Annotated in this window: 25 protein-coding genes and 1 pseudogene; 11 read left to right on the forward strand and 15 right to left on the reverse strand. The window is 70.0% G+C overall.

The window, feature by feature from the left end:
• Positions 1–106 precede the first annotated feature (106 nt).
• Entirely contained in the window at positions 107–1,474 is a 1,368-nt protein-coding gene (locus ACZ5XS_RS28900) for a pyridoxal phosphate-dependent decarboxylase family protein (RefSeq protein ID WP_468656133.1), read from the forward strand.
• 77 nt (positions 1,475–1,551) lie between these two features.
• On the opposite strand, the gene ACZ5XS_RS28905 is transcribed toward ACZ5XS_RS28900, so the two are convergent.
• From ACZ5XS_RS28905 to ACZ5XS_RS28915, 3 genes are all read right to left on the reverse strand, one after another.
• Positions 1,552–2,517 carry a YihY/virulence factor BrkB family protein gene (locus ACZ5XS_RS28905; protein WP_468656135.1) on the reverse strand — a complete coding sequence of 322 codons (966 nt, stop codon included), beginning with the start codon at positions 2,515–2,517 and terminating at the stop codon, positions 1,552–1,554.
• A gap of 154 nt (positions 2,518–2,671) precedes the next feature.
• Positions 2,672–3,139 carry an SRPBCC family protein gene (locus ACZ5XS_RS28910; RefSeq protein ID WP_468656137.1) on the reverse strand — a complete coding sequence of 156 codons (468 nt, stop codon included), beginning with the start codon at positions 3,137–3,139 and terminating at the stop codon, positions 2,672–2,674.
• 428 nt (positions 3,140–3,567) lie between these two features.
• The gene (locus ACZ5XS_RS28915) at positions 3,568–4,551 is read right to left on the reverse strand and encodes an ArsR/SmtB family transcription factor (protein WP_468656139.1); all 984 of its coding nucleotides are present in this window, start codon (positions 4,549–4,551) and stop codon (positions 3,568–3,570) included.
• 68 nt (positions 4,552–4,619) lie between these two features.
• On the opposite strand from ACZ5XS_RS28915, the gene ACZ5XS_RS28920 reads away from it, so the two are divergent.
• The 3 genes and pseudogenes from ACZ5XS_RS28920 to ACZ5XS_RS28930 all read left to right on the forward strand — a co-directional run.
• Positions 4,620–5,840, forward strand: coding sequence for an MFS transporter (locus tag ACZ5XS_RS28920; RefSeq protein ID WP_468656141.1), 1,221 nt, complete (start codon positions 4,620–4,622; stop codon positions 5,838–5,840).
• 211 nt (positions 5,841–6,051) lie between these two features.
• Positions 6,052–6,582 (forward strand): hypothetical protein, encoded by a 531-nt coding sequence (locus ACZ5XS_RS28925; protein ID WP_468656143.1) that lies wholly within the window; start codon positions 6,052–6,054, stop codon positions 6,580–6,582.
• 101 nt (positions 6,583–6,683) lie between these two features.
• A pseudogene (locus ACZ5XS_RS28930) lies at positions 6,684–6,866 on the forward strand (helix-turn-helix domain-containing protein); the annotation flags it as partial.
• Positions 6,867–6,966: 100 nt separating this feature from the next.
• Here the strand turns inward: ACZ5XS_RS28930 and ACZ5XS_RS28935 are convergent.
• Positions 6,967–7,422: a PNPOx family protein gene (locus ACZ5XS_RS28935; protein ID WP_468656144.1), complete on the reverse strand. Its 456-nt coding sequence runs from the start codon at positions 7,420–7,422 to the stop codon at positions 6,967–6,969.
• 44 nt (positions 7,423–7,466) lie between these two features.
• Positions 7,467–8,138 (reverse strand): SDR family NAD(P)-dependent oxidoreductase, encoded by a 672-nt coding sequence (locus ACZ5XS_RS28940; protein WP_468656146.1) that lies wholly within the window; start codon positions 8,136–8,138, stop codon positions 7,467–7,469.
• A gap of 148 nt (positions 8,139–8,286) precedes the next feature.
• Here ACZ5XS_RS28940 and ACZ5XS_RS28945 point away from each other — a divergent pair, with 148 nt between their 5' ends.
• Positions 8,287–8,979: a TetR/AcrR family transcriptional regulator gene (locus ACZ5XS_RS28945; protein ID WP_468656148.1), complete on the forward strand. Its 693-nt coding sequence runs from the start codon at positions 8,287–8,289 to the stop codon at positions 8,977–8,979.
• Positions 8,980–9,681: 702 nt separating this feature from the next.
• On the opposite strand, the gene ACZ5XS_RS28950 is transcribed toward ACZ5XS_RS28945, so the two are convergent.
• Entirely contained in the window at positions 9,682–9,942 is a 261-nt protein-coding gene (locus ACZ5XS_RS28950) for a hypothetical protein (RefSeq protein ID WP_217238459.1), read from the reverse strand.
• A 560-nt stretch (positions 9,943–10,502) separates the two neighbouring features.
• On the opposite strand from ACZ5XS_RS28950, the gene ACZ5XS_RS28955 reads away from it, so the two are divergent.
• Both ACZ5XS_RS28955 and ACZ5XS_RS28960 read left to right on the forward strand, forming a co-directional pair.
• Positions 10,503–11,618, forward strand: a complete 1,116-nt coding sequence (locus ACZ5XS_RS28955) for a hypothetical protein (RefSeq protein ID WP_468656150.1) — start codon at positions 10,503–10,505, stop codon at positions 11,616–11,618.
• A gap of 656 nt (positions 11,619–12,274) precedes the next feature.
• Positions 12,275–12,811: a DUF4240 domain-containing protein gene (locus ACZ5XS_RS28960; RefSeq protein WP_468656152.1), complete on the forward strand. Its 537-nt coding sequence runs from the start codon at positions 12,275–12,277 to the stop codon at positions 12,809–12,811.
• A 91-nt stretch (positions 12,812–12,902) separates the two neighbouring features.
• On the opposite strand, the gene ACZ5XS_RS28965 is transcribed toward ACZ5XS_RS28960, so the two are convergent.
• The 7 genes from ACZ5XS_RS28965 to ACZ5XS_RS28995 form a co-directional block, all read right to left on the reverse strand.
• On the reverse strand, positions 12,903–13,988 hold the full coding sequence (locus ACZ5XS_RS28965; protein WP_468656154.1) for a protein kinase family protein: 1,086 nt from the start codon (positions 13,986–13,988) through the stop codon (positions 12,903–12,905).
• 188 nt (positions 13,989–14,176) lie between these two features.
• Positions 14,177–15,049: an alpha/beta fold hydrolase gene (locus tag ACZ5XS_RS28970; protein ID WP_468656156.1), complete on the reverse strand. Its 873-nt coding sequence runs from the start codon at positions 15,047–15,049 to the stop codon at positions 14,177–14,179.
• Between the two features lie 105 nt (positions 15,050–15,154).
• Positions 15,155–15,547 carry a VOC family protein gene (locus tag ACZ5XS_RS28975; RefSeq protein WP_468656158.1) on the reverse strand — a complete coding sequence of 131 codons (393 nt, stop codon included), beginning with the start codon at positions 15,545–15,547 and terminating at the stop codon, positions 15,155–15,157.
• Positions 15,544–15,846, reverse strand: a complete 303-nt coding sequence (locus ACZ5XS_RS28980) for an ArsR/SmtB family transcription factor (RefSeq protein ID WP_468656160.1) — start codon at positions 15,844–15,846, stop codon at positions 15,544–15,546. The genes ACZ5XS_RS28975 and ACZ5XS_RS28980 overlap by 4 nt, the downstream gene beginning before the upstream one ends.
• 163 nt (positions 15,847–16,009) lie before the next feature.
• Positions 16,010–16,444: a peptidase inhibitor family I36 protein gene (locus ACZ5XS_RS28985; protein WP_468656162.1), complete on the reverse strand. Its 435-nt coding sequence runs from the start codon at positions 16,442–16,444 to the stop codon at positions 16,010–16,012.
• A 46-nt stretch (positions 16,445–16,490) separates the two neighbouring features.
• Positions 16,491–17,408 (reverse strand): hypothetical protein, encoded by a 918-nt coding sequence (locus ACZ5XS_RS28990; protein ID WP_468656164.1) that lies wholly within the window; start codon positions 17,406–17,408, stop codon positions 16,491–16,493.
• A 25-nt stretch (positions 17,409–17,433) separates the two neighbouring features.
• Positions 17,434–18,225, reverse strand: coding sequence for a peptidoglycan DD-metalloendopeptidase family protein (locus ACZ5XS_RS28995; RefSeq protein ID WP_468656166.1), 792 nt, complete (start codon positions 18,223–18,225; stop codon positions 17,434–17,436).
• Positions 18,226–18,427: 202 nt separating this feature from the next.
• Between ACZ5XS_RS28995 and ACZ5XS_RS29000 the strand changes: the two genes are divergently transcribed.
• Both ACZ5XS_RS29000 and ACZ5XS_RS29005 read left to right on the forward strand, forming a co-directional pair.
• Positions 18,428–19,696: an SH3 domain-containing protein gene (locus tag ACZ5XS_RS29000; protein WP_468656168.1), complete on the forward strand. Its 1,269-nt coding sequence runs from the start codon at positions 18,428–18,430 to the stop codon at positions 19,694–19,696.
• An 82-nt stretch (positions 19,697–19,778) separates the two neighbouring features.
• Positions 19,779–20,672 (forward strand): M23 family metallopeptidase, encoded by an 894-nt coding sequence (locus ACZ5XS_RS29005; protein WP_468656170.1) that lies wholly within the window; start codon positions 19,779–19,781, stop codon positions 20,670–20,672.
• 1 nt (position 20,673) lies between these two features.
• Here the strand turns inward: ACZ5XS_RS29005 and ACZ5XS_RS29010 are convergent, their stop codons facing one another.
• Positions 20,674–22,248, reverse strand: a complete 1,575-nt coding sequence (locus ACZ5XS_RS29010) for a serine/threonine-protein kinase (RefSeq protein ID WP_468656172.1) — start codon at positions 22,246–22,248, stop codon at positions 20,674–20,676.
• Positions 22,245–23,051, reverse strand: a complete 807-nt coding sequence (locus tag ACZ5XS_RS29015; protein WP_468656174.1) for an FHA domain-containing protein — start codon at positions 23,049–23,051, stop codon at positions 22,245–22,247. The genes ACZ5XS_RS29010 and ACZ5XS_RS29015 overlap by 4 nt, the downstream gene beginning before the upstream one ends.
• A gap of 250 nt (positions 23,052–23,301) precedes the next feature.
• On the opposite strand from ACZ5XS_RS29015, the gene ACZ5XS_RS29020 reads away from it, so the two are divergent.
• Positions 23,302–23,514: a helix-turn-helix domain-containing protein gene (locus ACZ5XS_RS29020; protein WP_468656176.1), complete on the forward strand. Its 213-nt coding sequence runs from the start codon at positions 23,302–23,304 to the stop codon at positions 23,512–23,514.
• Between the two features lie 137 nt (positions 23,515–23,651).
• On the forward strand, positions 23,652–24,227 hold the full coding sequence (locus ACZ5XS_RS29025) for a LysR family substrate-binding domain-containing protein (protein WP_468656178.1): 576 nt from the start codon (positions 23,652–23,654) through the stop codon (positions 24,225–24,227).
• Positions 24,228–24,263 lie beyond the last annotated feature (36 nt).

The following is a 24,263-nucleotide window of genomic DNA, read 5'->3' on the forward strand; positions in this document are numbered from 1 at the left end:
TGTGAAGCATGCATTCCGCTGCTGTTCGGTGATGGATTCAGGCCGGGGGAGCGGTCGAGCACATCGCGGCTTGCGCCGTCGCGGCGACTGTCCCATAGTCCGAGGTATGGACGAGCGCGAGACGGCGCTCCGCCAGGCATACGGCCATGCCATCCGCTGGCTGGCGAGCCTGTCCGACCGCCGGGTTCCCGCCCGCGCCTCGGTCGACGAGATCGTGCGCGCGCTCGGTGCCGAGCTGCCCGACGCTCCCAGCGCGCCCGCCGACGTCGTCGACCTGCTGGTCACGGCCTGTGAACCGGGGCTGACCGCGTTTCCCAGCGGCCGCTTCTACGGCTTCGTGGTCGGCGGCACCGAGCCAGCCGCGCTGGCCACGGACTGGCTGGTCAGTGCCTGGGATCAGAACTGCGTGATGCGTGCCGTCTCGCCCGCGTACACGGCGGCGGAGGACATCGCGAGCGCGTGGCTGCTCGATGTGCTCGGCCTGCCCAGCGGCAGCGCCGTGGGCTACACCACTGGTGCCACGATGGCGAACTTCACCTGTCTCGCCGCCGGGCGCGACGCGGTGCTGCGGCGCGTCGGCCGGGACATCGCCCGCGACGGACTCGCAGGCGGCCCGGCCGTACGCGTCGTCGTCGGCGAGAGCCGGCACATGGCCATCGACCTGACGCTGCGCTACCTGGGACTGGGCAGACCCGAACCGGTGAAGGCGGACGATCAAGGACGCATCGAGCCCGAGGCCCTTCGGCACACCCTGGCGGCCGGCGGCCAGGACCCCACGATCGTGATCCTTCAGGCCGGAGACATCCACTCCGGCGCCTTCGATCCCTTCGTCGAGGCGATCCGTGCCGCTCGAGAGGCGCATGCATGGGTGCATGTCGACGGCGCCTTCGGACTGTGGGCGGCCGCCTCCCCGATCCACGCCCACCTGACGGCGGGCTGCGCGAACGCCGACTCCTGGGCGACGGATGCCCACAAGACCCTGAACGTCCCCTACGACTGCGGCCTCGCCGTCGTGCGCGACCCGTCCGCGATCCGGGCGGCGATGGGCCTGCACGGCGACTACCTCATCCAGGACGCACACGGCGACCCCATCGACAAGGTCCCCGAGCTCTCCAGGCGCGGCAGGGCGTTCACCGTGTGGGCAGCACTCAGGTCCCTCGGCCGGTCAGGTGTGGCCGGCCTCGTCGAGCGGCTGTGCCGACACGCCTCCGCGTTCGCCACGGGCATCGCCGGGATCGACGGCGCGACAGTCCTCAACGACGTGGTGTTCACCCAGGTCTGCGCCGAGTTCGGCGACGACGAGCGCACGGAACGGGTACTCACCCGGCTGCTCGACGACGGCACGGCGTGGATCAGCGGTTCCACCTGGAAAGGCCGGCGCGTCATGCGGATCTCGGTGAGCAACTGGTCGACGACCGACGACGACGTGACGCGCGCGCTCGACGCGATCAGGCGCGCCGCCCTCAGCGCCTGAGGGCGGATCCGCCGTCCCGAGCCGGCCACGGAGGACGGCCCAGTGGGGCGTCCCCACCCGGACGGGAGAAGGACGCATCACGCACCCGGGCCGGGATCCGGACGCACGGGCGCTTCGATGCCGGCACGGGCCGCTTCGAGCTGGGCGGCGAACGCGATGCCGAGAAAGAGCGCGACGGCCGTGAGGTTGGCCCACAGCAGCAGTGCGATGAAAGCGGTGAGCGGCCCGTACACGGCGCCGAAGGCACCGCTCTTCTCGACATAGAGCGCGAGCAGCCATGTGGCCGAGACCCACAGCAGGAGGTGCATGGCCGAGCCGAAGGCCAGCCAGGTGTAGCCCGGCTGCACGCGGCGGGGCGACCACCGGAAGATCACGGCGGAGGCCACCCAGGCCAGCGCGAGTCCCACCGGGATGTCGAGCACGCCCCACCACGAAGGCCCGCCGTCCTCCCGGCCGGCGGATTCCGCGACCGCTGCGCCGACGGCCTCACCGGCGACGAGCACGACGAAGCCCAGCACCAGGGGAAGCCCCGCCGAGAGCGCCAGGACCAGCGCCCTGGCGTACTTGCGAGGAAAGGGACGGTCGCGCTCGATGCCGTAGATGCGGTTGGCGCCGCGCTCGATCTGCCCCATGGCCGAAGCGAGATTCAGCAGCGCGAAGGCCAGACCGAGCCAGAGGGCGAGCGTGCTCCACACGTCGCCGTCGGCGGTGCGCCGGGTGCCGTCGAAGGCGTCCTCGACGACGTCCGCGCTCGCACCCGGCACGATCCGCCCGAGGGTGAGCTCGATGATCCGGCCCGCCCCCTCCGTGTGCACCGAGGTGGCCAGCCCGACGAGCGCCACGGTGCAGGGCACCAGACCGAGCACCACCTGGAAGGCGAGCGCGCGTGCGTTGGTGAAGCCGTCCGCGTAACGGAACCGGACGAAGGAATCGGTCAGCAGCCGCAGCCCTCCGTAGTGCCGCAGCGCGGTGAACGCTTCGTCGCCGGAGAGCTCTTCTCCGATCATGTCCCGGGTTTGGGGGACGTGGACAGCGGTTCCCATGGCCTGGACGCTCCCTTGTCGTGCGGTTGCCTGGTGTCCGGTTGCCCGGTGAACCTTCCCGTCCGACTTCGTACCACGTACGTCGGACACCTCTGAGCCGGGCCCGCTGCGCACCCTGCGTCGGAACGGGGCCCTGTCGCGCGGCCGGCTCGGGTCAGCGGGCTGCTTCGATGTACGACGCCAGGTTGGCCAGCGAGGAGGCGATGCCGGCTTCGTGGGCCGCCTGGTCGATGCCGGGTGGCACGTCGGTGGCGGTGACGGTCACCTCGGTCCCGTCTCCGGCGGCAGCGAGGTACCAGGTCATCGTCATGGTGCCCGCGTACGACGGGTCGTCTGCCTCGAACACCGCCCGCTGCACCACGCGCTCCGGTGGCACCAGGTCCGCGAAACCGACGTCGACGACATCCGTCGCTTCCGAGGACTTGCCGGGGCTGCCGGTGGGGTCGAGGTAGGTGAGGACCATCCGGAACCCGCCACCGGGCCGGGGATCCCACCGCTCGATCCGCCCGCTCATACCGTCCGGCGGTAGCCAGGCCTCGAGCGATTCCCGGTCGAGGAGTGCGCCGTAGACGGTCGTCGGTGGAGCCGCGATCACCCGGCTGGCGCGGTCGGTCCTGCTCATGGTCCGATCCTAGGACCGAAGAGGTCCGCTGTATCCATCCTCATCGAACGACCCGCCGAAGAAACCGGCCGGGAAACGAGGTTGCCGCTGAACTCGTACGGGCCGAGACCGCAGCTGCGCGGGCGACCTGCCCGGCGGCCTGGTCGGAGTGCCGGGGTCCGACGCGGCCGACGCTGCTGGATGTCGGCTCAGACGTCGATGGTCCCCGACAGGGTCGGCGACGGTGAACTCCGCATGCAGCCAGGCGTCGATCCGCTGGACGGCATCGCCGATCAGGTCGCGTGGGGCGCCGGACGACTCGACCGACGTGCGGGCGACGGCCGCGAGTTGGTGGGCAGTGAGGGCGAAGGCCGTGCGGGCGGTCAGGGATTCCACGACTCCGAGGGCGACGGTTGGACGTGGGGCAGCCCCGACTCCGGCCCTACGGGTCACCGGCCTCCGGCGCCGGCTCCCGACGCCTCCACGAGCACCTCGCCGGCCGCCGTCCGCACGTACAGCACCGACCGCCCGGCCCGTCGCCGCCCTACCAGCCCGGAGTCCAGCAGCACCCGCAGATGCCGCCCGACCGACCCCAGCCCCTGCCCCGTCACGGCGACCAGCTGCGTCGTGCTCATGGGAGTCCCGAGCAGCACCAGCAATCCGGCCCGTGAGGTCCCGATGAGCGCCCCGAGCCCGGCCGGGACGGGCCGCCGGTCGTGGTCCTCGGCGAGCACACCGAGACACGGGTAGACGACGGCGTACCGCTCCCGGCCCTCCCACGAGACCCACCCGGCCCCCGTCGTCACCGGCATGAACAGCAGCTGGGCTCCGGCGGCGACCTCCCGCGGGGGATACGGGTGCGGGTTGACCTGGAACCGGTTCTCCCCGAGCCACCGCGTCCACGGCCGCAGCTCGTCCAGCAGGGCCGCCCAGCCTCCCTGGCCCACCCGCGCGGTCCGCGCGACGACGTCGGCCTCCAGAACGCGCCGTCGGCGCTCCCAGTAGGGCCGTACGGTCTCCTCCCAGACGTGGGTCAGGAGCGCGGTCGCCCGCTCGGGCAGGTCGTCCCGCTCCAGGGCGGCGGGGAGCGGGCCCCGGAGGGACACGCGGAGGTTGGCCCGCGCCTCCCCGGCCCCGGCCGCCCGTACCCGGGCCACGGTCTCCTCGAAGCGCTCCCCGACGCACGAGGTGGGGCAGAAGAAGTCGGCGATCCAGGACGTGCCGAGTGCCGCCTGCACGAGCAGCGCGGCCACCGGGTCGGCGGCGAGGCGCGCGCGGTAGCCCGGCAGATGGGCGCGCAGCCAGGCCTCCTCGCCGGGATGGGCGCCGGTCCCCGCGTGCAGCAGTTTCAGGCTCGCGAAGGTCTCGGCGAACGGCGAGAGCACGAACCGACTGCGGGCGAGGGTGTCGGTGTCGATCTGCCACAAGCCCATGCGTACGACCTTTCGCGTGTCGGCGAAACAGTAAACACGGCCGCTGGGCCGCTCCGATACTTCGACCCATGCGCAGCTACCGATCCCTGTTCCGCACCCCGGAGTTCACCCCGTATCTGCTCTCCTTCGCCGCCTTCGCCGCGGCCCAGACGATCGGCGGCCTGGCCCTCGCCACGCTGGTCTTCCGGGCCACCGGCTCCCCGTTCCTGTCGGCGGTGAGCATGTTCGGCCCGCAGCTGGCGCAGTTGCTGGGAGGCGCGTTCCTGCTCTCGGGCGCCGACCGTCTGCCCCCGCGCGCGAGCCTGTCCGGCCTCGCCCTCGTCTTCGCGGTCGGCACGGCGGTCCTGGCGCTGCCCGGCCTGCCGGTCTGGGGGGTCTTCGCCGTCGTACTCCTGCAGGGCCTGGTCGCATCGCTGGGCGGGGGAGTGCGCGGGGGCCTGCTGAACGACATCCTGTCCAAGGAGGGCTATGTCCTGGGCCGTTCGGTGTCCAACATGCTCTGGGGCCTGACACAGATGGCCGGTTTCGCGACGGGCGGCGCACTGCTGACGCTCCTGTCCCCACGGACCTGCCTGCTCCTCGCGGCGGCGCTGTACCTGATGTCGGCCATCGTCACCCGCCTGGGGCTCACGGCCCGCCCACCACGTTCCTCCGGCCGCCCGTCCGTCTCGGCGACCTGGCGCACCAACGCCCTCCTGTGGTCCTCACGCCCACGCCGCCTGACCTACCTGGGCCTGTGGGTCCCCAACGGCCTGATCGTCGGCGGCGATTCGCTCTACGTCTCCTACGCCCCCCAAGCCGCCGGCACGCTGTACGCGTTCGGGGCGCTGGGCATGTTCGTGGGCGACATGGCGGTGGGCCGCCTGGTACCGCCCGCGGTGCGCACCCGTCTCGCGACCCCGCTACGCCTGCTGCTGGCGGCTCCGTACCTGTTCTTCGTCCTACGGCCGGGAGTGGCGCTGTCAGCCGTGGCGGTCACCGTCGCCTCCGTCGGCTTCGCCGCGAGCCTGGTCCTGCAGGAACGCCTCATGTCCCTCACCCCCGACGACCTCGCGGGCCAGGCCCTCGGCCTGCACGCCACCGGCATGGCCGCCCTGCAGGGCGTCGGCGCCGTCCTCGCGGGCACGCTGGCCCAACTGACCTCCCCGGCCACGGCGATGACGCTGATGGCGGCCGGATCGGTCACCGTGACCCTGACCCTGGTGGCGCTGGGCAGGCGTGAGGCACGGCAGCCGGCCGCCCCAGGGACGCGTCCGGGCGTCGCGTCGGAACCCGCCATCAAGGACTAGGGCCCCTTCCCGCAGGTCACGCGCTCCCACAGATCACGCCTCGGTCCACGGCTGTGGAGGTCGGTGTCCGTCACCAGAACCGGCTGAACGATGCGCGGGCGACGGTTGCTTGGTAGAACTGGGCGGTGCCCACTCCGGAGCGGGCACCGGCAACTCTTCTGTCGGGCGGATCCCCGCCTCCCTCCGCCCCGGCCTTCACCTGGAGCCCGCTTTGCCTCTGCGGACAGGTACCACCCGCCCGACAGCCCGCCCGACAGTCCTGCTCCTGTCGACCGCTCTCGCGGCCGGAACGCTCACCGGCTGCGCGCTGCTGGAACTCACCAAGGACTGCGAGGGGACCGAAGACCGGGTGAAGGAGGTGGCGGCGCTCGACATCCTCGACTCCCGCCCCGCCCTGGCCACGGTCGCCCGGGGCTTCGAGGAGGTTGACGCCGGCTGCTGGGCGGACAGCGGCGATGTCTCGGTCTATGCCGGCCGGACGTACGCCTTCCCCGGCTCGCAGGCCGAAGTCGCCGCGCACTACCGGGCGGCGGCGGTACGGGACGGGTGGAAGCCGGGCCCTGAAGCCCTGCCCGACGACCTGTGCTTCACCAGAGAGGAAATGGTCCTGCAGATCGTTTTCCTCACCGCCGAGCTCCTCGCGGAGGACGGACACGGAAGCCGCCCCGACCTCACCACCGGGGCCGGCTACTCGATCAACATCGACTCGTTCGTGGACAGCGGCGTCGAGGCGGGCTGCTAGGTGTATTGATCACGAGCGTTGTTGACAGTCGCCGGGCTTGATCATGGCGAAGACCTCCGGTGTGGTGGAGCTGTCTAGGACTGCACCGCACGGAGGTCTTCGTGTCCCACCGTAATGCCCGGCTGACCGTTCACGGCAGGCGGCTGCTGGTCGAACGTGTCTGCGCAGGTCGCCCCATCGCGCATGTCGCGCCCGAGATGGGCATCTCGCGCGCCACGGCCCACAAGTGGGTCCGCCGCTGGCGGGCAGAAGGCGAGCAAGGGCTGCACGACCGGCCCAGCCAGCGTTCGGCCAGGGCCTCGGTGATGATCCGCTCCTGGCGCTCATAGTTGGAGTGCTTGCGGGCGGGAAGGGCCTCCGTCGACCGCATCAGCCGGTCGAGTGCTACCGGCCCGGCCGCTCGGGCTCCATCCGGAAGCAGACCAAGCGGGTCTTCGCGGCGGCCGTGCGTAGCTCGTCGTCGGTGGGCTGCCGGTCGCTTGGGAGCCCGAGCATCAGCCCCTTGGCGGCCTTGGGCCCTTTGCGCCGGCCGAACTCACCCAGCAGGGCGGCGACTTCCTCGGGGTCCTCGACTACCGTCGGGACGGCGGCGTGGTCCTGGCCCCGGATGCGCAGCCGGACGGCGGACCCTTCGCGCATGCTGGGGATCCAGCCGAGCTGGGAGGACATGGCGAGCACCGTGCCGGGATCCCAGTCGAAGTAGCCGATGGGGACCGTGAATTGGCGACCCGTCCTGTGCCCCTGGTACGTGAGCAGCATCAGGCGCCCGCTCAGCGGCTTGTGGAAGCGGGAGGCGAGCAGCGGCCGTACGACCTTGTTGGCGGCTCGGAAGATCTTCACCAAGGGTGGCCTGGCCGTGTTCGCCGCGGGCGTGCCGGAGGTGCTCACCTGATGCCGCCGGGGACGGTGTGGACGATCTCGGCCTGGTCGCGCTTGGTGTACGCGTCCCAGTAGTGCTCGGCGATGGTCTCGGGCTCGGTGCCGGGACCGCTGCCGATGAACACCCCGATCGCCACGTGCGCGGCGTGCACCCCGCGCTCGGCGAGGTCGACGCCCAGGGCCATGGCGTAGTTGCGCAGGGCCGCCGCCGCGACGCCGACGCTGCCGAACGCGCCGCCCCGCGGCCGGACCGAGGAGGCGCCCGTGGAGAACAGCAGCGTTCCACTGCCGCGTTCGAGCATGGCGGGCAGCACCTGACGGACCGCGGCAACCGCTCCGTACAGGTAGTAGTCGAGCTGCTTGTGGAGGTCCTGCGCCGTGGCGTCGACGGCGGCGGCACCGGCGAACGTGGGGTCGGCGGGCGAGTACTCCAGTACATCGACGGCCCCGAACCGGTCGGCGACCGCGGCGAGCGCCGACTGCAGCGAGTCGGGACGCGTCACGTCCGCGGCGGAGCCCGCGGCCTCGATGCCCTCCTCGGCGAGCCGCGCGGCGAGCGCGTCGAGCTTGTCCTGGGTCCGGGAGACCAGGGCGACCTGGAAACCCTCCCTTCCGAAGCGGCGGGCGATGGACAGGCCCAGGCCTGGGCCTGCCCCGATGACGGCGATGACGGGCATGGGTGGTGCTCCTGTGGTCGGACGGGCTGGACGGATGAGGGGCATCTCCCGCCACGACAGCGGCCAGGACTGAAAGTCGAGGGTAGCCTCATGTTCTGGAGCGTAGCAGAGAACATGAGGCACTCCTCCGGTTGGTAGCCTGAGTGACATGGCCATCGACCCTCCGTCCGCCTCCGCCGGGAACCCGGCCCCTGTCCGCCCCCTGCGGCGCGACGCGCAGCGCAATCGCGAGGCCCTGCTCACCGCGGCCCGCTCCTGCTTCGCCGAGCAGGGCCTGGAGGCGCCTCTGGAGCAGGTGGCCAAGCGAGCCGGGCTGGCCATCGGCACGCTGTACCGGCACTTCCCCACCCGGCTGGACCTGGTGCAGGCGACCTTCGCCGAGAAGCTGGCCGCCTGGCGGGAGGCCGCCGAGAAGGCCGTCACCATGGATGACGCCTGGGCGGGGCTGTGCCACTTCCTGGAGACCATGTGCGAACTCCAGTCACAGGACCGGGGGTTCAACGACCTGGCCTCCATGCGGCTGCCGGAGAGCGCCTGCCTGGCGGGCGTCCAGACCCGCATCCGCGAACTCGGTGTACACATCGTCGAGCGTGCGCAGGAGCAGGGCAGCCTGCGCCCCGACCTCACCCCCGAGGACCTTGCCTTCGTCATCTGGTCGCACAGCCGCGTCACCGAGGCCACCCACGCCATCGCCCCGGACGCCTGGCGCCGCCACCTTTACCTTCTGCTCGACGGCTTCCGAACCGACCGCGCCCACCCGCTACCGGCGCCGCCGCTCACCGAGGAGCAGCTGTACCGCGCCATGATCAGCCTCGGCGGAAACGGGGCCTGCGGCGCCTGACGGGCGGGACGCGTAGTTGTCTCCAGGGGCCGCGGGAGACCCTTCCCGGCGACCAGGTCGAGCCGGTACGCCTCCGTCCCCGCGACGCAGAGTCCGCGGAGGCGTTTGGTGACCTCCGCGTGCACCGGCGACACGGCGTGCGTCTCGAAGGCCGCCTCAGGGCTGGCCACCCGCTATGACAAGACACCCGAGAGCTATGCCGCAGGACTCCACCTGCGCGGGTCCACCCTCTGGTTACGCAGCCTTCCAGCCCTCCCGTGACCTCAACTCAGAACAGGTCCTGGGCGGACTCCGTTATGGTCTCGGGCTTCGCGTCGAACGCGTGGACGCGCTGACAGTGATCCGGACGGGCATAGTGAAAGGACCCCTAAGCGAGTTGCCATGTGTCCCAATGCCGCCCTGACGGACTCCAGCCCCGTACCAGGGGATGCGGTCTGGCATCGACACGGCCCACCTCCATGCCTACAGCGACGATGCCTGGCCGCCCCTGGTGTCGCGCTCCTATGAACGCGCTGTCCCAGGCCACCCGGTCACTTCTCACGGCTTGGGAACGCTGCAGGCCACACGCCTCCGGGCGGAAGGCTGACGGCACCATGACGGGACACACCGACAAGCGCTCCGGCCGGCGGATGACCGAGGAGACGGAAACCCGGCCGGAACTGCGGCCGGCGTCAGGTCACTCCGCCGGCTGTTCGGAGCGTGTCAGTCGCCGGACTGCTGTTCATGCCGGTGGGTCCCACGGGCAAGCTCCTGCAGGATGTCGTGCTCGCTCTTCCCGGTCATCCGGGCCATCGTGCGCAGCAGTTGCGCGCACAGGGCGGCGGTACCGTCCATGAGGGCCTCGGTCGCCATGGGGTCCTCGCGTCGCCGTTCGGCGACGTACTCCGACAGCAGGTCATCTCCTGACACGTAGGCGGTCATGAACTCGATGCCGGCGCGGATGCGGTCGTAGTCGCTACTCATGGGCGAACGATCGCATAGAGGGGCCGCCGTGGCTAAGACCCCTAAGCCTGACCTGCCGCTCGAGTGTGGGTCTCCGCGGCGTGCGGGTCTGTGGCGGGCATTCCGCCTCCAGGGTGGTCTCCGCTGGGATCGCGCGCAGGGCCAGGAACGAAGCGACTGAGCCGGTAGGTGGTCGGGTGCACCAGACGTCCGCAGAGGGTGTCGATCCGAGTCGTCGCCCAGTCGATTTCCTTCGCCCCGGCACGCAGGCGCCGCAGGTGAGCGTGCCACTCCGACTCGTTCCGGGTCTCGAAGATCACCTGCCAGTGACCCGTGGCGGGATCCGTGCGCATGGCAGCCCGCTGCCCCGCGTCCTGCTGCTGACGTTTCCTCTTCCGCTGTCCTGGCATCAGCCCAGCATCGCTGGCCCCGCACCACCGCGGCAAGGCCATTGATCGGGTCACGGGGTTGTCCGGTGGTGATCATCTGTCACACAGAACCTGGGGCGACCGTTGGCCGATCTCTGCACAAGTAAGCTGATCGCGTTGCGAACGGAACAACGAGAATTCACGGGGATGTACATGCGGACGCGCAGAACTTTGGCCGGCATCGCGGGGACTGGCGTGCTCGCGCTGGTCGTCACGGCGTGCGGGTCGGGCGGCTCGGACTCGGCCGGTTCCGGCGGGGGGACGGGCTCGGGTTCCGGCAAGGGAACGAGCAAAGCGGCCACGGCACTACCGGTCGAGTCGACGGCGCGGAAGGCGACGTGGTCCGACCGGAGTGCGACGCATCAGCTGAGGCTCGCGCCCAGCCGACTCGCGCGCGGGACGGCGGCGGACCTGGAAGGCGTACAGCTGGACGCGGACCTGAAGGGGATGGTCCCGTACTACCTGACCGTCTCCTACACCAACACCGGCTCGGCGCCCTTGGAACAGCCGGACCCGGAGGCGAACTTCACGGTCACCCTCGCAGACGGAACGCCCGGCAAGGCGGTCTTCCTGTGGAACTCCAACTCCCTTGCCACCGGATCGAGTTCCTCCCTTCCTGACAACTGTGACAAGGCAGGTCCCGCCTCTGTGGCGGCCGGCGCCACGGCGAAGGTCTGTCGGCTGGTGCTGGTTCCCAAGGGGCACGAGCCCGCCGCGGTCGCGTACGCCGACGAGGCCGGTGACACCCTTCTGTGGAAGGTCGGCGACGGCAAGGGCGATGACAACGGGGGCCGGTTGCTGGCCGCGGGCACGACCGCCGACTCGACCTACGAGAACGTCACCACCAAGTCCGGCGCCGTGCCGATCCGTGTCACCCCGAAGAGCGTGCGCGCCGGGAGCCTCAAGGACCTGGGCGACTACGAACTGAGCGACACCCAGAAGAACATGGTGCCCTGGTACGTGACCCTGGCGTACCGCAACGCCGGTACGGAGAAGCTCCTGCCGACCATGGACGACGGCGTCAGCCTGCGCAGCGCCGGCGGCCGCGATGTCCAGCCCTTGGCGCTGCTCGACCTCTCCTTCTCCAACACCGGGGCGGGCGAGGGCATCGACGAATGCCGGGGCAGCATCCCCAACACCCGCCTCGAGCCGAACTCCGCGCTGACCTTGTGCACCGTCCACCTGCTTCCGAAGGGCGACAAGCCGGCGATGGTGTCGTTCCAGGGCGAGGGCAACGGCGCGAAGACGCTGACCTGGCGGGCGGGTTAAGCAGGTACCGGGGGTCCGGGTCCGAGCGCCGATGCGTGGTCACCCGCCCGCGGGCGGGTGACCACGCAACGGCAGAGGGCTACTCCGGCTGTGTCACGGTCAGCGCCCACCTGATCGACTCGGCCGAAGCGTCTACAGCCACAGAGAAGGATCCCGGACGAACCACGCCGGCCTCCATCGTTACCGAGCCCACCCCGGCATCTCCGGCCGGACAATCGACCGAGAACGCGGCCACCTGCCCTTGCTGCGACTCCATCGTCACCCCCACGTGCCCGCCGCCCTCGCAGGCCACGGTGAGTACGGTCGGCAGCCCTTCCCACGCGCCCCCCGACACGACACCGCCATCTCCGGTGCGTTCCGGCACCCACACCAAGCCCTCGGGACCAGGGTGGGGCAACAAGACATCGGTTGACGCGGCGGCAGGCACCGCCCCCACACCCGCTAGCCCTGACGCCGCCAGCGCCGCCACCGCCAGAGCTCTCCTCATCCGTCCCACGTTCACTCCTTCTTGATCCGTCATGGACACCACAGTCTGCCCATGGCAAATGACCTCGCACACGAGTCCCTGTGCTCAGAAGGCCTCAGCGCAGGTCCAGCGTGATACTCGATTCCTGGGACCGGTGCGCTGTCAGTACCAGGTGGCATGCTCTGCCACCATGAACAAACAGCAGTTCTGGCAGCTCATCGCGGCAGCCCGCGAGCACGCGCTCGACCCGGACGGGAGTGAAGTGGTCGCTCGCGGGACGACCTCCCTGCTGGCCAACCGCCCCGCCGAGGAGATCGTCGCCGCTCAGCAGGTGTTGTGGGACCTGATGGCCGACTCCTACACGAACTCACTGTGGGCTGCTGCCTACGTCACCAACGGCGGATGCTCCGACGACGGCTTCGACTACTTCCGCGGATGGCTGATCGCACAGGGGCGTGAGGTCTTCGAACGCACGATTGCTGATCCGGATGCGCTCGCAGAACTGCCCATCGTGCAGGCCTCCGTGGCAGACGGCCTGGACCTGGAGGATGAGGGGGTGCTGAGCATCGCCTGGAACGCCCACATCATCGCGACCGGTGAGCAGCTTCCTGCCGACGCCTTCACCATCCGATACCCGGAACTGGACCCTGCCTGGGACTTCGACTTCGATGACCGAGACGAGATGGTTCGCCGACTGCCGCGTTTGAGCGCTCTCCACCTGGAGTAGGTCGTGGCAGATGTCGCACCTCATCGAGACGGGGGTATCGATCACCACTGAAAGCGCCGTGGCCGGCTGCCCGGTGCAGTGCGACGGGCTCTCACTCCCAGGGTGACCGTGATGCGCGTGCCAAGGCCCTCTTGACCTCAGCCGTGGGAAAGGGTGTGCGCTTGCTCTGCGTAAGCAGTCGATGGTGGAAGTCGTCCAGGACGAGTGCGTGCGGGGCGTGCCGGTCGATGATCTCGCCGATCTCGGGTGGTACGCCGACGGCTGGGTGACCTTCCAGCCAGTTGCGCAGGAAAACCCCGTGTTCGGTGCCGGCACGCACCGCGTCGGGCAGGTGGTGGCGAAGCAGGTGACTTGGCGCGTAGGTGCGGTCGTACAGGAGGTGATCGGCGAGGAAGGCGCCTTCCTCCGCCGAGAGTTCGAAGTCGCGGCTCAACGCGAGCCCGAAGTCCGCGAAGTACACCCGCCGGCCGTCGGTGAGCAGGTTGGCGAAGTGAGTGTCGAAGTGGACCAGTCCGCGCGCGCTCATGAACTCCGTCCCTTCCCGCAGCGCATCCTCGACCCACCGGTAGGGCGACTCGCCTCCCGGCTCCGGCCGGGCCGCGTCATGGGTGTCGCTGAGCCACGCGGCGAGCGTCTGTGGCACATGCTCCAGGAAGAGCACCAGGCTGGAGGAGGACCCTCCGATGGCCTCAAGCCGGCGGCGCACGGCCGACGAACCGTCCCAGTGCGCGACGGCCCCCTCAATACCCCCGAGGCCGTCAGCGAAGTCGGCCGGGGGAGTGTCGGGCAGGACCCGCCAGTGATAGAGCAGCGGGAAACCCGCGTACTCGTCTTTCAGTACCCAGCCTGTCGTCATGATGTGCGCCGCCAGCTCACGCCAGGCACCGAATCCCGCCGACCCCACCCCGTATTGGTAGAAGAGGGGAAGCTCGTACACGTTGGCGGTCGACCGCACGCACTCCGGTTGCAACTCGATGTCAGTCAGCGGGACCCGTTTGACGAAGACGCGTATCCCCTCGATCTCCATCTCCGCGGACCTACCGCCGATACCGGAGCCGAGACTCGGTGCGGCGGCCACCGCATCTTCAAGTCGACGGTCGCTCAACAGGGACAGTCGTGCCCCGACGGCCGCGTATGCGGAAACCCGCGCGGAATGCGCCGACCCGGTCCCGTCCATCGGCAGCTCCAGCCTTACACCAGAAGGTAGTCAGTCGATCATGCCAGAGCTGAGAATTCTCGGCCGACGCCAGAGCCGGCCGAGAGGTGCTGCGGTCATCTGGGCGAACGGGGCTCGGCACAGTCGGAGGCCGTGGCGGGCACCGTCCGCACCGACGGGCGGACGGTGCCCGCGAAAGTCCTACGGGGTCATCGCACCAGGAGTTCGGGCAGTCCTCGAACGAAGCCGGTGACCATCGTCGCCACCGCTTCCGGGGCTTCCATGTGCATGACGTGGGTGGCGTCGATCCGGTTGACGCTGATCGCCGACCGGGTGCGGGAGAGCGCGGCCAGCTCGTCGGAGACCTCTCGTGCGAATCCGGTGCTGAATTCGCCGAACCACTCCATGCCGGGCGCAGGGGGTGGCCGACGGTCCGCCTGCACCAGCAGCAGCGGGCAGTCGACCCCGTCCAGCCATGTGGTGACACCGAGCGCGCCGAGCCTGTGGAGTTCGTCGAGGATCCCCAGCGCATCCTTCCGTTCCGGCAGCGTCCGCCACCTGCCGTCGGGCAAGGGGCGTACGGCCGCGCGGGTAGCGGCCTCCGCACGGTCGGCGGGAATCCCGAGCCGGGCGGAGTGGTTGAGCTGCGTCTCGATGTACTCGGGTGGTGCGATGGCCCCGGCCGACGCCAGCAGCCATTCACTCACCCGTTCAGCGCCGGGGTACTCGGGTCCCCACCAGAAGCCGTCGAGATTCACGGCGCCCCGGGCACGCGCACGGTCCGGATTCGCCCGGGCGTACTCGACCGCGACCAGTCCGCCGAGGGAATGGCCCACCACAACGGCCTCCGGCACGCCATGCGCGTCGAGCGTGTCCGCGATGTGCCGCACCACGGTGGGGATGGTCCAGGGGGAGATGCCGGGAGAGCGGCCGTGCCCGGGAAGGTCGACGGCGAGGACACGGTGCCCGACGGTGAGCAGGGCGGCTGTGGCGTCCCAGTCGGTGAGTGCCCGTCCGTATCCATGCAGGAGAACCAGTTGGGGGCCATCGCCCCCGTAGTCATGTACTTGTAGGAGTGTCATCGCGCTTCACCGTAGGCGGTACGCGGCGTTTCGGACACCGGATCGAGGAAGCGCCTGCACCCGCCGGCCCGGCAGGCAGGGTCGGCTGCACGTGGGGGGCAACCCCTACTGCGGCTTGGTCGCGATCTGGATCAGGTTGCCGCAGGTGTCGTCGAAGACGGCGGTGGTGACGGGGCCCATCTCCAAGGGCTCCTGGGTGAAGCGGACGCCGAGGCCGCGCAGGCGCTCATACTCCGCCTGCACGTCCTCGACGGCGAACTGGGCGAGCGGGATGCCGTCCTCGACGAGCGTGTCACGGTAGGGCTTGACGGCGGGGTGGCCGGCAGGTTCGAGGAGGAGTTCGGTGCCGTCGGGCTCGTCGGGCGAGACGACGGTCAGCCAGCGGTCCTTCTCGCCCACCGGGACGTCGTGCTTCTTCACGAAGCCGAGGATCTCGGTGTAGAAGCGCTCGGCCTTGGCCTGGTCGTCGACGAAGACGCTGGTCAGATGGATCTTCATGGGGTGCTCTTCTCTGGTCCGGGTGCGTCGGGCGCGAGCCATCGCTCGGTGATCTGCCGCAGCGGGGCCGTGTTCAGGTCGTGGAACTTGTAGCGGCCATCTCGCCTGGTCTCGACGAGCCCGGCGGCCTCCAGCACGGCGAGGTGCTGGGAGACCGCCTGGCGGGAGATGCCGAGCTGGTGCTTCATGCTCAGTCGAGAGCAGATCTCGAACAGTGTCTGCCCGGACTTCTGGGTGAGCTCGTCGAGGATGGTGCGGCGGGTCGGGTCGGCCAAGGCTTTGAACACGTCGTCGGCCACGACCCCAGGATAGGCAACTATTCACTTGCCTATCAAGTCGAGGCGCGGACATCACGCGACAACGACGACAGGGCCTCCCGGCGCACCGGTTGATTTCGACAACCTGGAGCGGCCGAGAGGCCCTGCCTTCATGTGCTGATCGTGGGCTGCTCAGCGCAGCGGATCAGGTGTTGGGGCCGCAGTCCGTGACCCACTTGTGGGACGCGGCGTTGTCGTGGACGCCCGCGTTCCAGCCCTGGTACCGCTTGCTCGAGTCCACCTGGTTGCTCACCCAGCTGAAGATCTTCGAGCCGTCGCGCAGGTTCCAGGTCTCCCCGCGCGGCAGGCAGGCGTAGGCGCTGGCGTACGACTCGTTGTAGTAGATGTTGACGTCGTCCCGGCCACCCGAGGTGCCGCTGTTCTGGACCTCGTCCACCTTGTTCTGCACGTTGTCCGGCCAGTCGGCGGTGTTGCCCTGGGCGTGCAGCTCTCCCTCGCCGTCGGCCCAGGCGCAGAACTCACCCGTGCTGCAGGGCGCTGCCTGGGCGATGCCGGGGGCGGCCAGGACCGCGGTGGCGGCGAAGACGGTACCCACGAGCATGGTGCGGATCTTGGACATTCTCTCGTTCACCTCTCGGTTGTCGATAGCTGTACTCACCGCGACGTCAGCCTTTGCGGACGACGTCGCGAGCCTTGGGGAGGGCGGCCTTCTGGAGGCGCCGTACCGTGTCGAAAGCCTTGGAGTGCTCGTCGTAGAGCTCATCGGCGTACTTCTGGTCCAGCCGTGCCGCGGTGGCCGCCAGGCCGGACGTGTGCGCGCAGCGGGCTTCCGCGGTGGCGACGCGGATGTCCTCGGACAGGGCGTCGGGGACCTTGTCGGCGAGCCGTTCTCCGCGAAGCGCCGCAGGCGTCTCGGCGCTGATCGCGTGCCGGCTCATGCAGCCGCTCCAGGAACGGACGGCCTTCCTGAAGGCGGGGTCCTCGCTCACCCGCCCGATGCGGAAGCCGGGCAGGTTGTCGACCATCCGGGTCGACCGGTACCAGGCGCGGACGTCGCCGTAGAGGGTGCGCCAGGCGTCCACCACGCACCCCTGGTCGCTGCGGCTGAAGGTGCCGCCCATGGGAACCTCGGCCCGCAGTGCCGTGCGGTCCGAGGACGGGCCGTCGAGGGCGACGCCCCAGGCCTGGTGGCGCTCCTTGGCCAGGCCGTGGAGGTAGCGCGCAGACGGGGAGTCGCGGTCCTGCTCGTCGAGCCGCTTCTGGATGTCCCGTCCGTACCCGTGCCGGGCGGCCCACTTCTCGTCGTCGACCACGTAGGGGAACGTGCGGTGGTCCGGCGCCGGGATCCGTGGAACGGGCCAGTACGCGAAGCCCCGCTCCGCCATGCAGCCGCGGGTCAGGAGCTGTTCCGCCCGGTGCAGGACGTCCAGTTCCGCGCTCGTCGCTTCTCGGAGCCGGTCGTGGCCCGCCGCCTGGGGCGGCTGGGCGGCCGAGCCGTCGCCGCCGTCGGTCAGGACGGCCGCGGCCACCAGACCCGCGCACACCACCGTGGCGCAGAGCCACCGCAACACTCTCAGCTTCATCTCGACTCTCCGTACCTGCCTCGGATCAGGCGCACTGACGGCTGACGCCGCCCGTCTCGTCGCCCTTGAGGAAGATCGCGCTCACGTAGCCCACGCCGCCCGCGCGCAGGGGCAGTTGGACCCACTTGTCGTTGGAGATGCCCTCGGCGTTCACGAGCTGGCCGGTGACCCAGCAGTTCGCCGGGTAGCTCTCGTTCGGGTACACCTTGCTGACCGCATCGCACGAAGTCGACGCGCAGCTGCGTACGTTGGCCTCCGTCCATGCCGTCACCGTGGTCTGGCCGCCACCGCCTCCCGGAGTGCAGGGCAGGCTCACGCCCCGGTCGCGCAGATACGGGACGGGGTCGATGCCGCGGATCGTCGTGGAGGTGCCGATCCTGACGCGCAGGTGCAGGTGCGGGCCGGTGGACTCGCCCTCGCTGCCCATGAGGGCGATGCGCTGGCCGGCCTGGACCTGCTGGCCGACGGAGACGTCCCGCTGGTACATGTGGCCGTACTCCGTCACCGTGCCGTCGGAGTGCAGGATGCGGATCCACTGGCCGTAGCCGCTCGCCGGACCGGAGGCGATGACCTCGCCGGCACCGACCGCGTGGATGGGGGTGCCGACGGCGTTGGCGATGTCGACGCCGTCGTGGGTGCTGCTGTAGCCCTGACTGACGGTGCCGGCCGCGGGGCACGAGGCGGCGAAGGCGGCGGCTCCGGTGGGCTGGGCGGGTGCTTCGGCCGCGGCGGGTGCCGCCGCCAGGAGCGGCAGGAGCAGGGTTGCTGCCGCCGTGAGACCGGCACGCAGATTGAAGCCGGGCAGACCAAGACGCACGAGTGCTTCCTCCCAGAGGTTCCCGAACAGTTGCTGTCCGGTTCCTGTGTGACTGCTGAACCGAACGGCTCGGAACGTATCCGTGCGACACCGGGGGAGGGCATCCGGAACGTTACGGAATGACAGCGCATCGCGACCCCCGATAGGGCTCTGTAGCGCGCTGAATCGCAGCGGCCCGAAGATCAGTTGGGGGAAGAACCACGTGAAACCGATATCCCGCAGGCTGCTTGGAAGCCTGTGTGCCCTGCTTGTCCTCGCAGGCCTGCCACCGGCCACCGCCGTCGCGGAAACCGCGGCCGACAAGAACCCGAGAAGCAGCTGGCGGGTGGACCTGACCAGTACCTCCGCCGACCAGCGCAACATCGGACACCGCCCGGACGACAGCATCACCGTCAAGAGCGCCCGTGTGCGCACTCCGTCCGAGCCCGAGGCGTCCTTCGCCGTCTACACGGCGCCCGTGCAGAGCCTCGGCCGCCGAGCCAGCGCCTTCACCCTCCGCAGCCAGGCCGAAGTGCCTTCCGGCACCCGGCTGTTGACCGAGGTACGGGGCAGCGCTCACCCCGGGACCTGGACGGAGTGGCGTACGCCGGACCGGGCCGGGAAGCTCGTGCTCTCCGAGGCGGTCTCCGTGCTCCAGGTCCGGCTGACGTTTCTCGGCAACCGGGACGCCGGCCCCTCGGTCTCGGATGTCACCGTCCACGCGGACCGCGTACAGCCCGGGCTCTCGGCCGGCGCACGCAGCGCGGTGGGCGCCGCCGCCACCACGTACCGACTGTTCGCGACCCGCGAGGGACTGGAGGGCCACACCACCGCGAACGGCCATGTCATCAAGCCCCGAGACCACTTCGTGGCCCTGCCCTCGCGCCGGATGCTGGCGAGCAACGGCGGCCACGAGTACCAGGTGCGGCTCTGCTATCCGCGTACCGGCCGCTGCGAGACCGCACCCGTGTGGGACGTCGGCCCCTGGAACACCAAGGACGACTACTGGAACCCGTCCTCCGTCCGTGAGATGTGGAGCGACCTGCCTCAGGGCAGGCCCGAGGCCCAGGCGGCGTACCAGAACGGCTACAACGGCGGCCGGGACGAGTTCGGCCGTAGGGTCGCAAACCCCGCAGGGATCGATCTCGCCGACGGCACCTTCTGGGACGGCCTCGGCATGACGGACAACGACTGGGTGGACGTCACCTTCCAGCCCACGGACGGCGGTGGCGGGCCGACCACGGTCACGGCGTGGACACAGGCCAATGTGCGTGGCTGCGCGTCGACGTCGTGCGACGTGGTCAGCACGGTGCAGGCGAACGAGAGTTACCCCGCGAACTGCTGGAAGGTCGGCCAGACAGTCACGGCCGAGGGCTACACCAACGACAAGTGGGTCGAACTGCCGTTGCGGGCGGGCGGGGTCGGCTACGTCAGCGCGATCTTCCTCGCCGGCGACGACAAGGGCGGTGTGACCACCCGGTGTTCCAGCTGATTCCGTAACGTGCGGGAGTCCGCTCCCGGCCCTCGTACGGCACTGTCCTGGAGGACAGGACACCGAAGAGGGGTGAGGTTCCATGCGGCTCCCACGGGGGACACGTTCGGGCTGGGCGGCGGCGGTGCTCGCACTGCTGATGACGCTCGGGCTCTGTACCACGGCGGCACCCGCGACAGCGGCCGCCGTGCCCGCCGCCCGGCCCGATTTCAAGCTGCCGTTCGGCTGCGGCCAGACCTGGCAGTTGCAGACGTACCGGGGACACACTCCGGAGGACAAGAAACTCGACATGTACCGCGTCGGCGGCGAGACCCTCGGTGCCCAGGTCGCCGCCTCAGCCGCCGGCACGGTCACCGAGTTGTTCGAGCCCGGCGGCCTGGAGATCAACCACGGCGGCGGCTGGTTCACGGTCTACCTGCACATGGACCGCATCGACGTGCGCCTCGGGCAGCAGGTTGCCTCCGGGGCGACGCTCGGACGACTCGGGCTGGTCGGCACGAGTTCGGCACATCTGCACTACGAGCAGCTCTACGACACCAACGGGGACAACGACGGAGAGACGGACGAGATGGTCAACCCGGTGCTCCAGGGCACCGAGTACCGGCTCTCACCCGACGGGCCGTTCCCCCGTGTGACCAGTACCAATGCCTGCGGAGGAAGTGGTGACCCGGACAGGTACTGGGTCGACACCTTCGCCGACGCCACCGGATACGCCGCCGTGGACTGCGTCGGCGACAGCAGGCCGGAGTGCGCCGCCCAGGGAACCCTGCTCAAGGGCACCAACTACGTCCTGTGCAAGAAGTGGGGCGACGAGGTGCGGGCCGGCGGCTCGTACAACCACTGGTGGCTGCTGACCGACCTCGACGAGGTGACGCCCGGGGGCCAGGGGCGCGCCTATGTCTCCGCTTACTACCTGCAGCGCTGGGGGAACGACGAGGCGAAGGACAACGACGGACGCGAGATCCGTTTGTGCTGAGTCACGCGCACTCCGGGACGGTGGGAAGGTCCCGTGTCCGTACGGCGGGAAGCCAGGCGGTCCCGCTCGGGGCGTTCGGCAGACGGACCCGGAACCACTCGGTGGACCGGCTGCCGGCCTCGTCCATGACCGGCAGGCCCTGCGGCATCCGGCAGTCGACGGACAGGACGTCTCCGTGCCACACCCGGGTCGCCACGACGTTGTCGACGGTGTACGCGGCGAGAGGATCCACCGCGAGACCGAGACTGCACTGCTGGTCGCGTTCCTCGGCGCGGTCGCGGCACCCCTTCTCCACGTTGAACACCTCGACCCGGTCGGCCGGTTCCGCGCTGTCCGAAGCTGCGGTGCGGTCCGGACGCGCACCCGAGGAGCGGTCGTCATCGGCGGGGGCCGCGTAGGACCAGGCGGCGGCGGTCGCTCCGCACACGCCGGCCGCCACCGCGACAGCGAGCAACGCCTTACGGCGCATCCGGACGCGGCCACCGGGAACGGCCGCCGCCCCGCCCGCCTCGATACGGGCCAGCAGACTCGCGGCGGTGTGCTCGGCGCGGGCCGCATGCGTCGGGGCGAGGCAGCCGCCCATCAGTTCACGCCAGAAAGGCGGTACGGCGTTGTCCATGCGAAGCGGCGTTCGTCCCTTGGCGTACTCCTGCACGGCCGCCCTGCGCGCCATGGGCGTGGCACCGGGAAACGGGGAGGCGCCGCCCGCGAACACCTGATGGATCACGATGCCCAGAGCCCAGATGTCGGCGCTCGGCCGCACCTGCACACCACGCTCGCCGAGCGGAGCCTGCCAGCGCTCGGGCGGCAGATAGTCAGGGGTGCCGAAGGGCGGGATGTAGCCGTGTGTGCCGTGGGTGCCCTCGAGCTCCGCGGCGAGCCCGAAGTCGGAGAGTTTCACCGAACCGTCCGCCATGAGAAGAACGTTGTCGGGCTTGAGGTCTCCGTGCACCCAGCCGAGGCCGTGCAGATGGGCCAGCCCTTCGAAGATCCCGGTGAGGAGCCGGCCCTTTTCGCCGTCTGCCAGGTCCTTTTCCGCTTCGATGAGCTGACGCAGGCTCCGCTCGGCACGTTCCATGACCAGGACGACGGCCCCGTCGAAAGCGGGATCCCCGGGTTCGCTCAGTACGACGGAGTCCAGCAGCCGGATCAGCCGGGGATGCCGGGCCCGGCGGCCCAGCTCGATCTCGCGCCGCGCGGTCTCCACGAGCCCGCGCACCTGGCGCGGCGCGAGCCCCGCGGTGGGCAGGAACTTGAGCGCGACGACCTGTCCTTCGCCGGGCGGGTTCTTCGGACCCCCCGCCCCACCGGATCGGCCGGTCACGTCCGGACCACCTGTGTCGTCCGGACCACCCGTGTCGTCCGCGCAGTCCTCGGCGTCGACCACGCCACCGGAACGGATCGCTGCGGCTGAGCCCTGCCCGGCGCCGTCGTGTCCCGCGCTGTGGGGTCCCACGAACCGGCCCTCGTAGACCGTCCCCCAGCCCCCCGCCGCTATCAGTTCGGTGACTTCGAATGCGCCGACCCGGTAGCCGCGCGGAACCCGCTCCAGGGGTACGCTCACCGACTCGCTCATCTGGACCCCACCGGACCTGACGTTCCCGCCGTCCCCACCGTTCCCACCCGCCCCGCCGAACGGGACGGCAGCAGCGCCAGATGTTCCTCGCGGACCAGCCCGAAACGCAGTGCGAGTCCGACGACCGCCTCGCGCTTGCCGTTGCGGCGCGCGCCCTGCCCCGGTTCCGGTACGGCCGGTGCCTCGATGCGGAGTTTCTCCTCGGCGAGGTAGTCGATGTGGGAGCTGATCGCGCGAGCCGTCAACTGGCTGTACTCCGGATGGTTCCGCAGCCTTTCGACGAGCTGGGGCGTGGTCGGGACGGCGACCGCCGACTCGTCGCGCAGCCGGGGCTCGCACAGCGCGACCAGCACCAGGAAGTAGGCGGCGGTCTCGTCGAGCGAGTACGCGGTCAGGGTCTGCGTCCCCCACCGGCCGCCCCTGCTGTCCGGGTCGAGGTAGACGTGGTCCGGCGCGAACACCTGGAAGCCGACCGTGGAGCCCCTGGTCGGCAGGAGAACACGGGCGAACTCGAAGGGAATGGGCGCGCCGACGCGGCGTGGCGGCACCCTCAGGTATTCCCCCGCCCCTTCCGGGTTCTCCACCAGATAGCTGTGGGTGGAGCTGTAGTTGCTCAGCTGCCAGTGGTCGTCGGTCGCCCGGATCTCCCCTGCCAGCCTGGAGACCGCCGGGTCGCTCAGCCGCAGCTCGACGGGTGTCGAACCGGAGCCACGTCCAAATCGGGCCACGTCCCCCGGACCCAGCCTCAGGGTCACCGGACCCTCGTCGCCCTCCGGGGGAAGATGGATCACTACGCCGCTCATCGGCCCCTCAGCTCTGCCAGTTCCGCATCGTCGCCGCCGTACGCGGTGAAACCGGATTCCTGCGCTCCGGTCAGTGCGGCGCAGAAGTGAAGGGGGTTCACACATCTTCCCGTCTCCTGGACTGCCTGCCACCGACCGTATCGGATCATACGAGCGCTCACATGAAATAACTCGTGTTGTCAGCAGTCACAGACATGCGGGATTCCAGTCCATCCATAAGATCATCCTTATGACCGCAGGGGGACAGATCGTGGCTACGACCCGTGCTGGGGCCGCGCCGGCTGCGGACCCGAGCATTCGCCAATTACGCCTGTTCCTGGCCCTGAGCGAAGAACCACACTTCGGGCGCGCCGCCGCCCGCCTGTTCATCACCCAGCCCGCACTGAGTCAGCAGATCCGGGACTTGGAGGTCCGCCTGGGCGTGCGGCTGTTCACGCGCTCCAGCGCCGGACGGTCGCCCTGACAGCGGCCGGACGGGCATTGCTTCCCGATGTCCGGGCAACGGTCGAAGCCGCCGACCGTATACGGCGTACAGCCGACGCGCAGAACCGCCAACTCTCGGGCCGGCTGACCGTGGGGAGTATCGGAGCCGAGGCCGCCATGCCCCACACTCGCGCCGTTCTGCAGGCGCTGAACGACAGCCACCCCGGCATCACGGTGCAGTTGCTCAGCCTGAACTTCGTCGAGCACATCGCCGCTCTGCTCCGTCAGGACGTCGATGTGGTTTTCCTGCGCCCTCCGGTACCGGAGGGCATAGAGCTGCATCACCTCGCCACCGAACCCCGTGTCGCCTGTCTTCCGGCAGACGACAGGCTGGCCGGTCTGCCCCACCTCACGCTGGCCCAGCTGGCCGACCATCCCGTGGTCGCCATGCCCGAAGAGGTGCCGCGGGTGTGGTGGGACTTCTGGGCGGTGGACCCGCGTCCCGACGGCAGCCCCGTGCGCTACGGGCCGGTCGCCACCGATATGGAGTCGTTGTTCCACATCGTGGCCGGCGGAGAGGCGATCTGCTTCCTCCCCGCAGCCGCCCGTGAGTTGTTCCCCCGCCCCAGCATCCGCTACATCGACGTCACCGACCTCACGCCCTCCACCGCAGCCCTGGCCTGGCTCTCCACGAGACGGTCGGAACCAGGCATCGCCGCCATCAGACAAGCAGCCGACCGCGCCGTCTTCTGAATGAGCTTTCCGGTTGGCCTCTTGGGATGCGGCGCG

The sequence above is a fragment of the Streptomyces sp. NPDC033131 genome (genome assembly GCF_055578365.1).

What these genes read in the sequence shown, in the direction of transcription:
- ACZ5XS_RS28900 (WP_468656133.1), top strand. Translation starts at nt 107, where the DNA reads ATGGACGAGCGCGAGACGGCGCTCCGCCAGGCATACGGCCATGCCATC.
- ACZ5XS_RS28905 (WP_468656135.1), bottom strand. Translation starts at nt 2,517, where the DNA reads ATGGGAACCGCTGTCCACGTCCCCCAAACCCGGGACATGATCGGAGAA.
- ACZ5XS_RS28910 (WP_468656137.1), bottom strand. Translation starts at nt 3,139, where the DNA reads ATGAGCAGGACCGACCGCGCCAGCCGGGTGATCGCGGCTCCACCGACG.
- ACZ5XS_RS28915 (WP_468656139.1), bottom strand. Translation starts at nt 4,551, where the DNA reads ATGGGCTTGTGGCAGATCGACACCGACACCCTCGCCCGCAGTCGGTTC.
- ACZ5XS_RS28920 (WP_468656141.1), top strand. Translation starts at nt 4,620, where the DNA reads ATGCGCAGCTACCGATCCCTGTTCCGCACCCCGGAGTTCACCCCGTAT.
- ACZ5XS_RS28940 (WP_468656146.1), bottom strand. Translation starts at nt 8,138, where the DNA reads ATGCCCGTCATCGCCGTCATCGGGGCAGGCCCAGGCCTGGGCCTGTCC.
- ACZ5XS_RS28945 (WP_468656148.1), top strand. Translation starts at nt 8,287, where the DNA reads ATGGCCATCGACCCTCCGTCCGCCTCCGCCGGGAACCCGGCCCCTGTC.
- ACZ5XS_RS28950 (WP_217238459.1), bottom strand. Translation starts at nt 9,942, where the DNA reads ATGAGTAGCGACTACGACCGCATCCGCGCCGGCATCGAGTTCATGACC.
- ACZ5XS_RS28955 (WP_468656150.1), top strand. Translation starts at nt 10,503, where the DNA reads ATGCGGACGCGCAGAACTTTGGCCGGCATCGCGGGGACTGGCGTGCTC.
- ACZ5XS_RS28960 (WP_468656152.1), top strand. Translation starts at nt 12,275, where the DNA reads ATGAACAAACAGCAGTTCTGGCAGCTCATCGCGGCAGCCCGCGAGCAC.
- ACZ5XS_RS28965 (WP_468656154.1), bottom strand. Translation starts at nt 13,988, where the DNA reads ATGGACGGGACCGGGTCGGCGCATTCCGCGCGGGTTTCCGCATACGCG.
- ACZ5XS_RS28970 (WP_468656156.1), bottom strand. Translation starts at nt 15,049, where the DNA reads ATGACACTCCTACAAGTACATGACTACGGGGGCGATGGCCCCCAACTG.
- ACZ5XS_RS28975 (WP_468656158.1), bottom strand. Translation starts at nt 15,547, where the DNA reads ATGAAGATCCATCTGACCAGCGTCTTCGTCGACGACCAGGCCAAGGCC.
- ACZ5XS_RS28985 (WP_468656162.1), bottom strand. Translation starts at nt 16,444, where the DNA reads ATGTCCAAGATCCGCACCATGCTCGTGGGTACCGTCTTCGCCGCCACC.
- ACZ5XS_RS28990 (WP_468656164.1), bottom strand. Translation starts at nt 17,408, where the DNA reads ATGAAGCTGAGAGTGTTGCGGTGGCTCTGCGCCACGGTGGTGTGCGCG.
- ACZ5XS_RS29005 (WP_468656170.1), top strand. Translation starts at nt 19,779, where the DNA reads ATGCGGCTCCCACGGGGGACACGTTCGGGCTGGGCGGCGGCGGTGCTC.
- ACZ5XS_RS29010 (WP_468656172.1), bottom strand. Translation starts at nt 22,248, where the DNA reads ATGAGCGAGTCGGTGAGCGTACCCCTGGAGCGGGTTCCGCGCGGCTAC.
- ACZ5XS_RS29015 (WP_468656174.1), bottom strand. Translation starts at nt 23,051, where the DNA reads ATGAGCGGCGTAGTGATCCATCTTCCCCCGGAGGGCGACGAGGGTCCG.
- ACZ5XS_RS29025 (WP_468656178.1), top strand. Translation starts at nt 23,652, where the DNA reads ATGCCCCACACTCGCGCCGTTCTGCAGGCGCTGAACGACAGCCACCCC.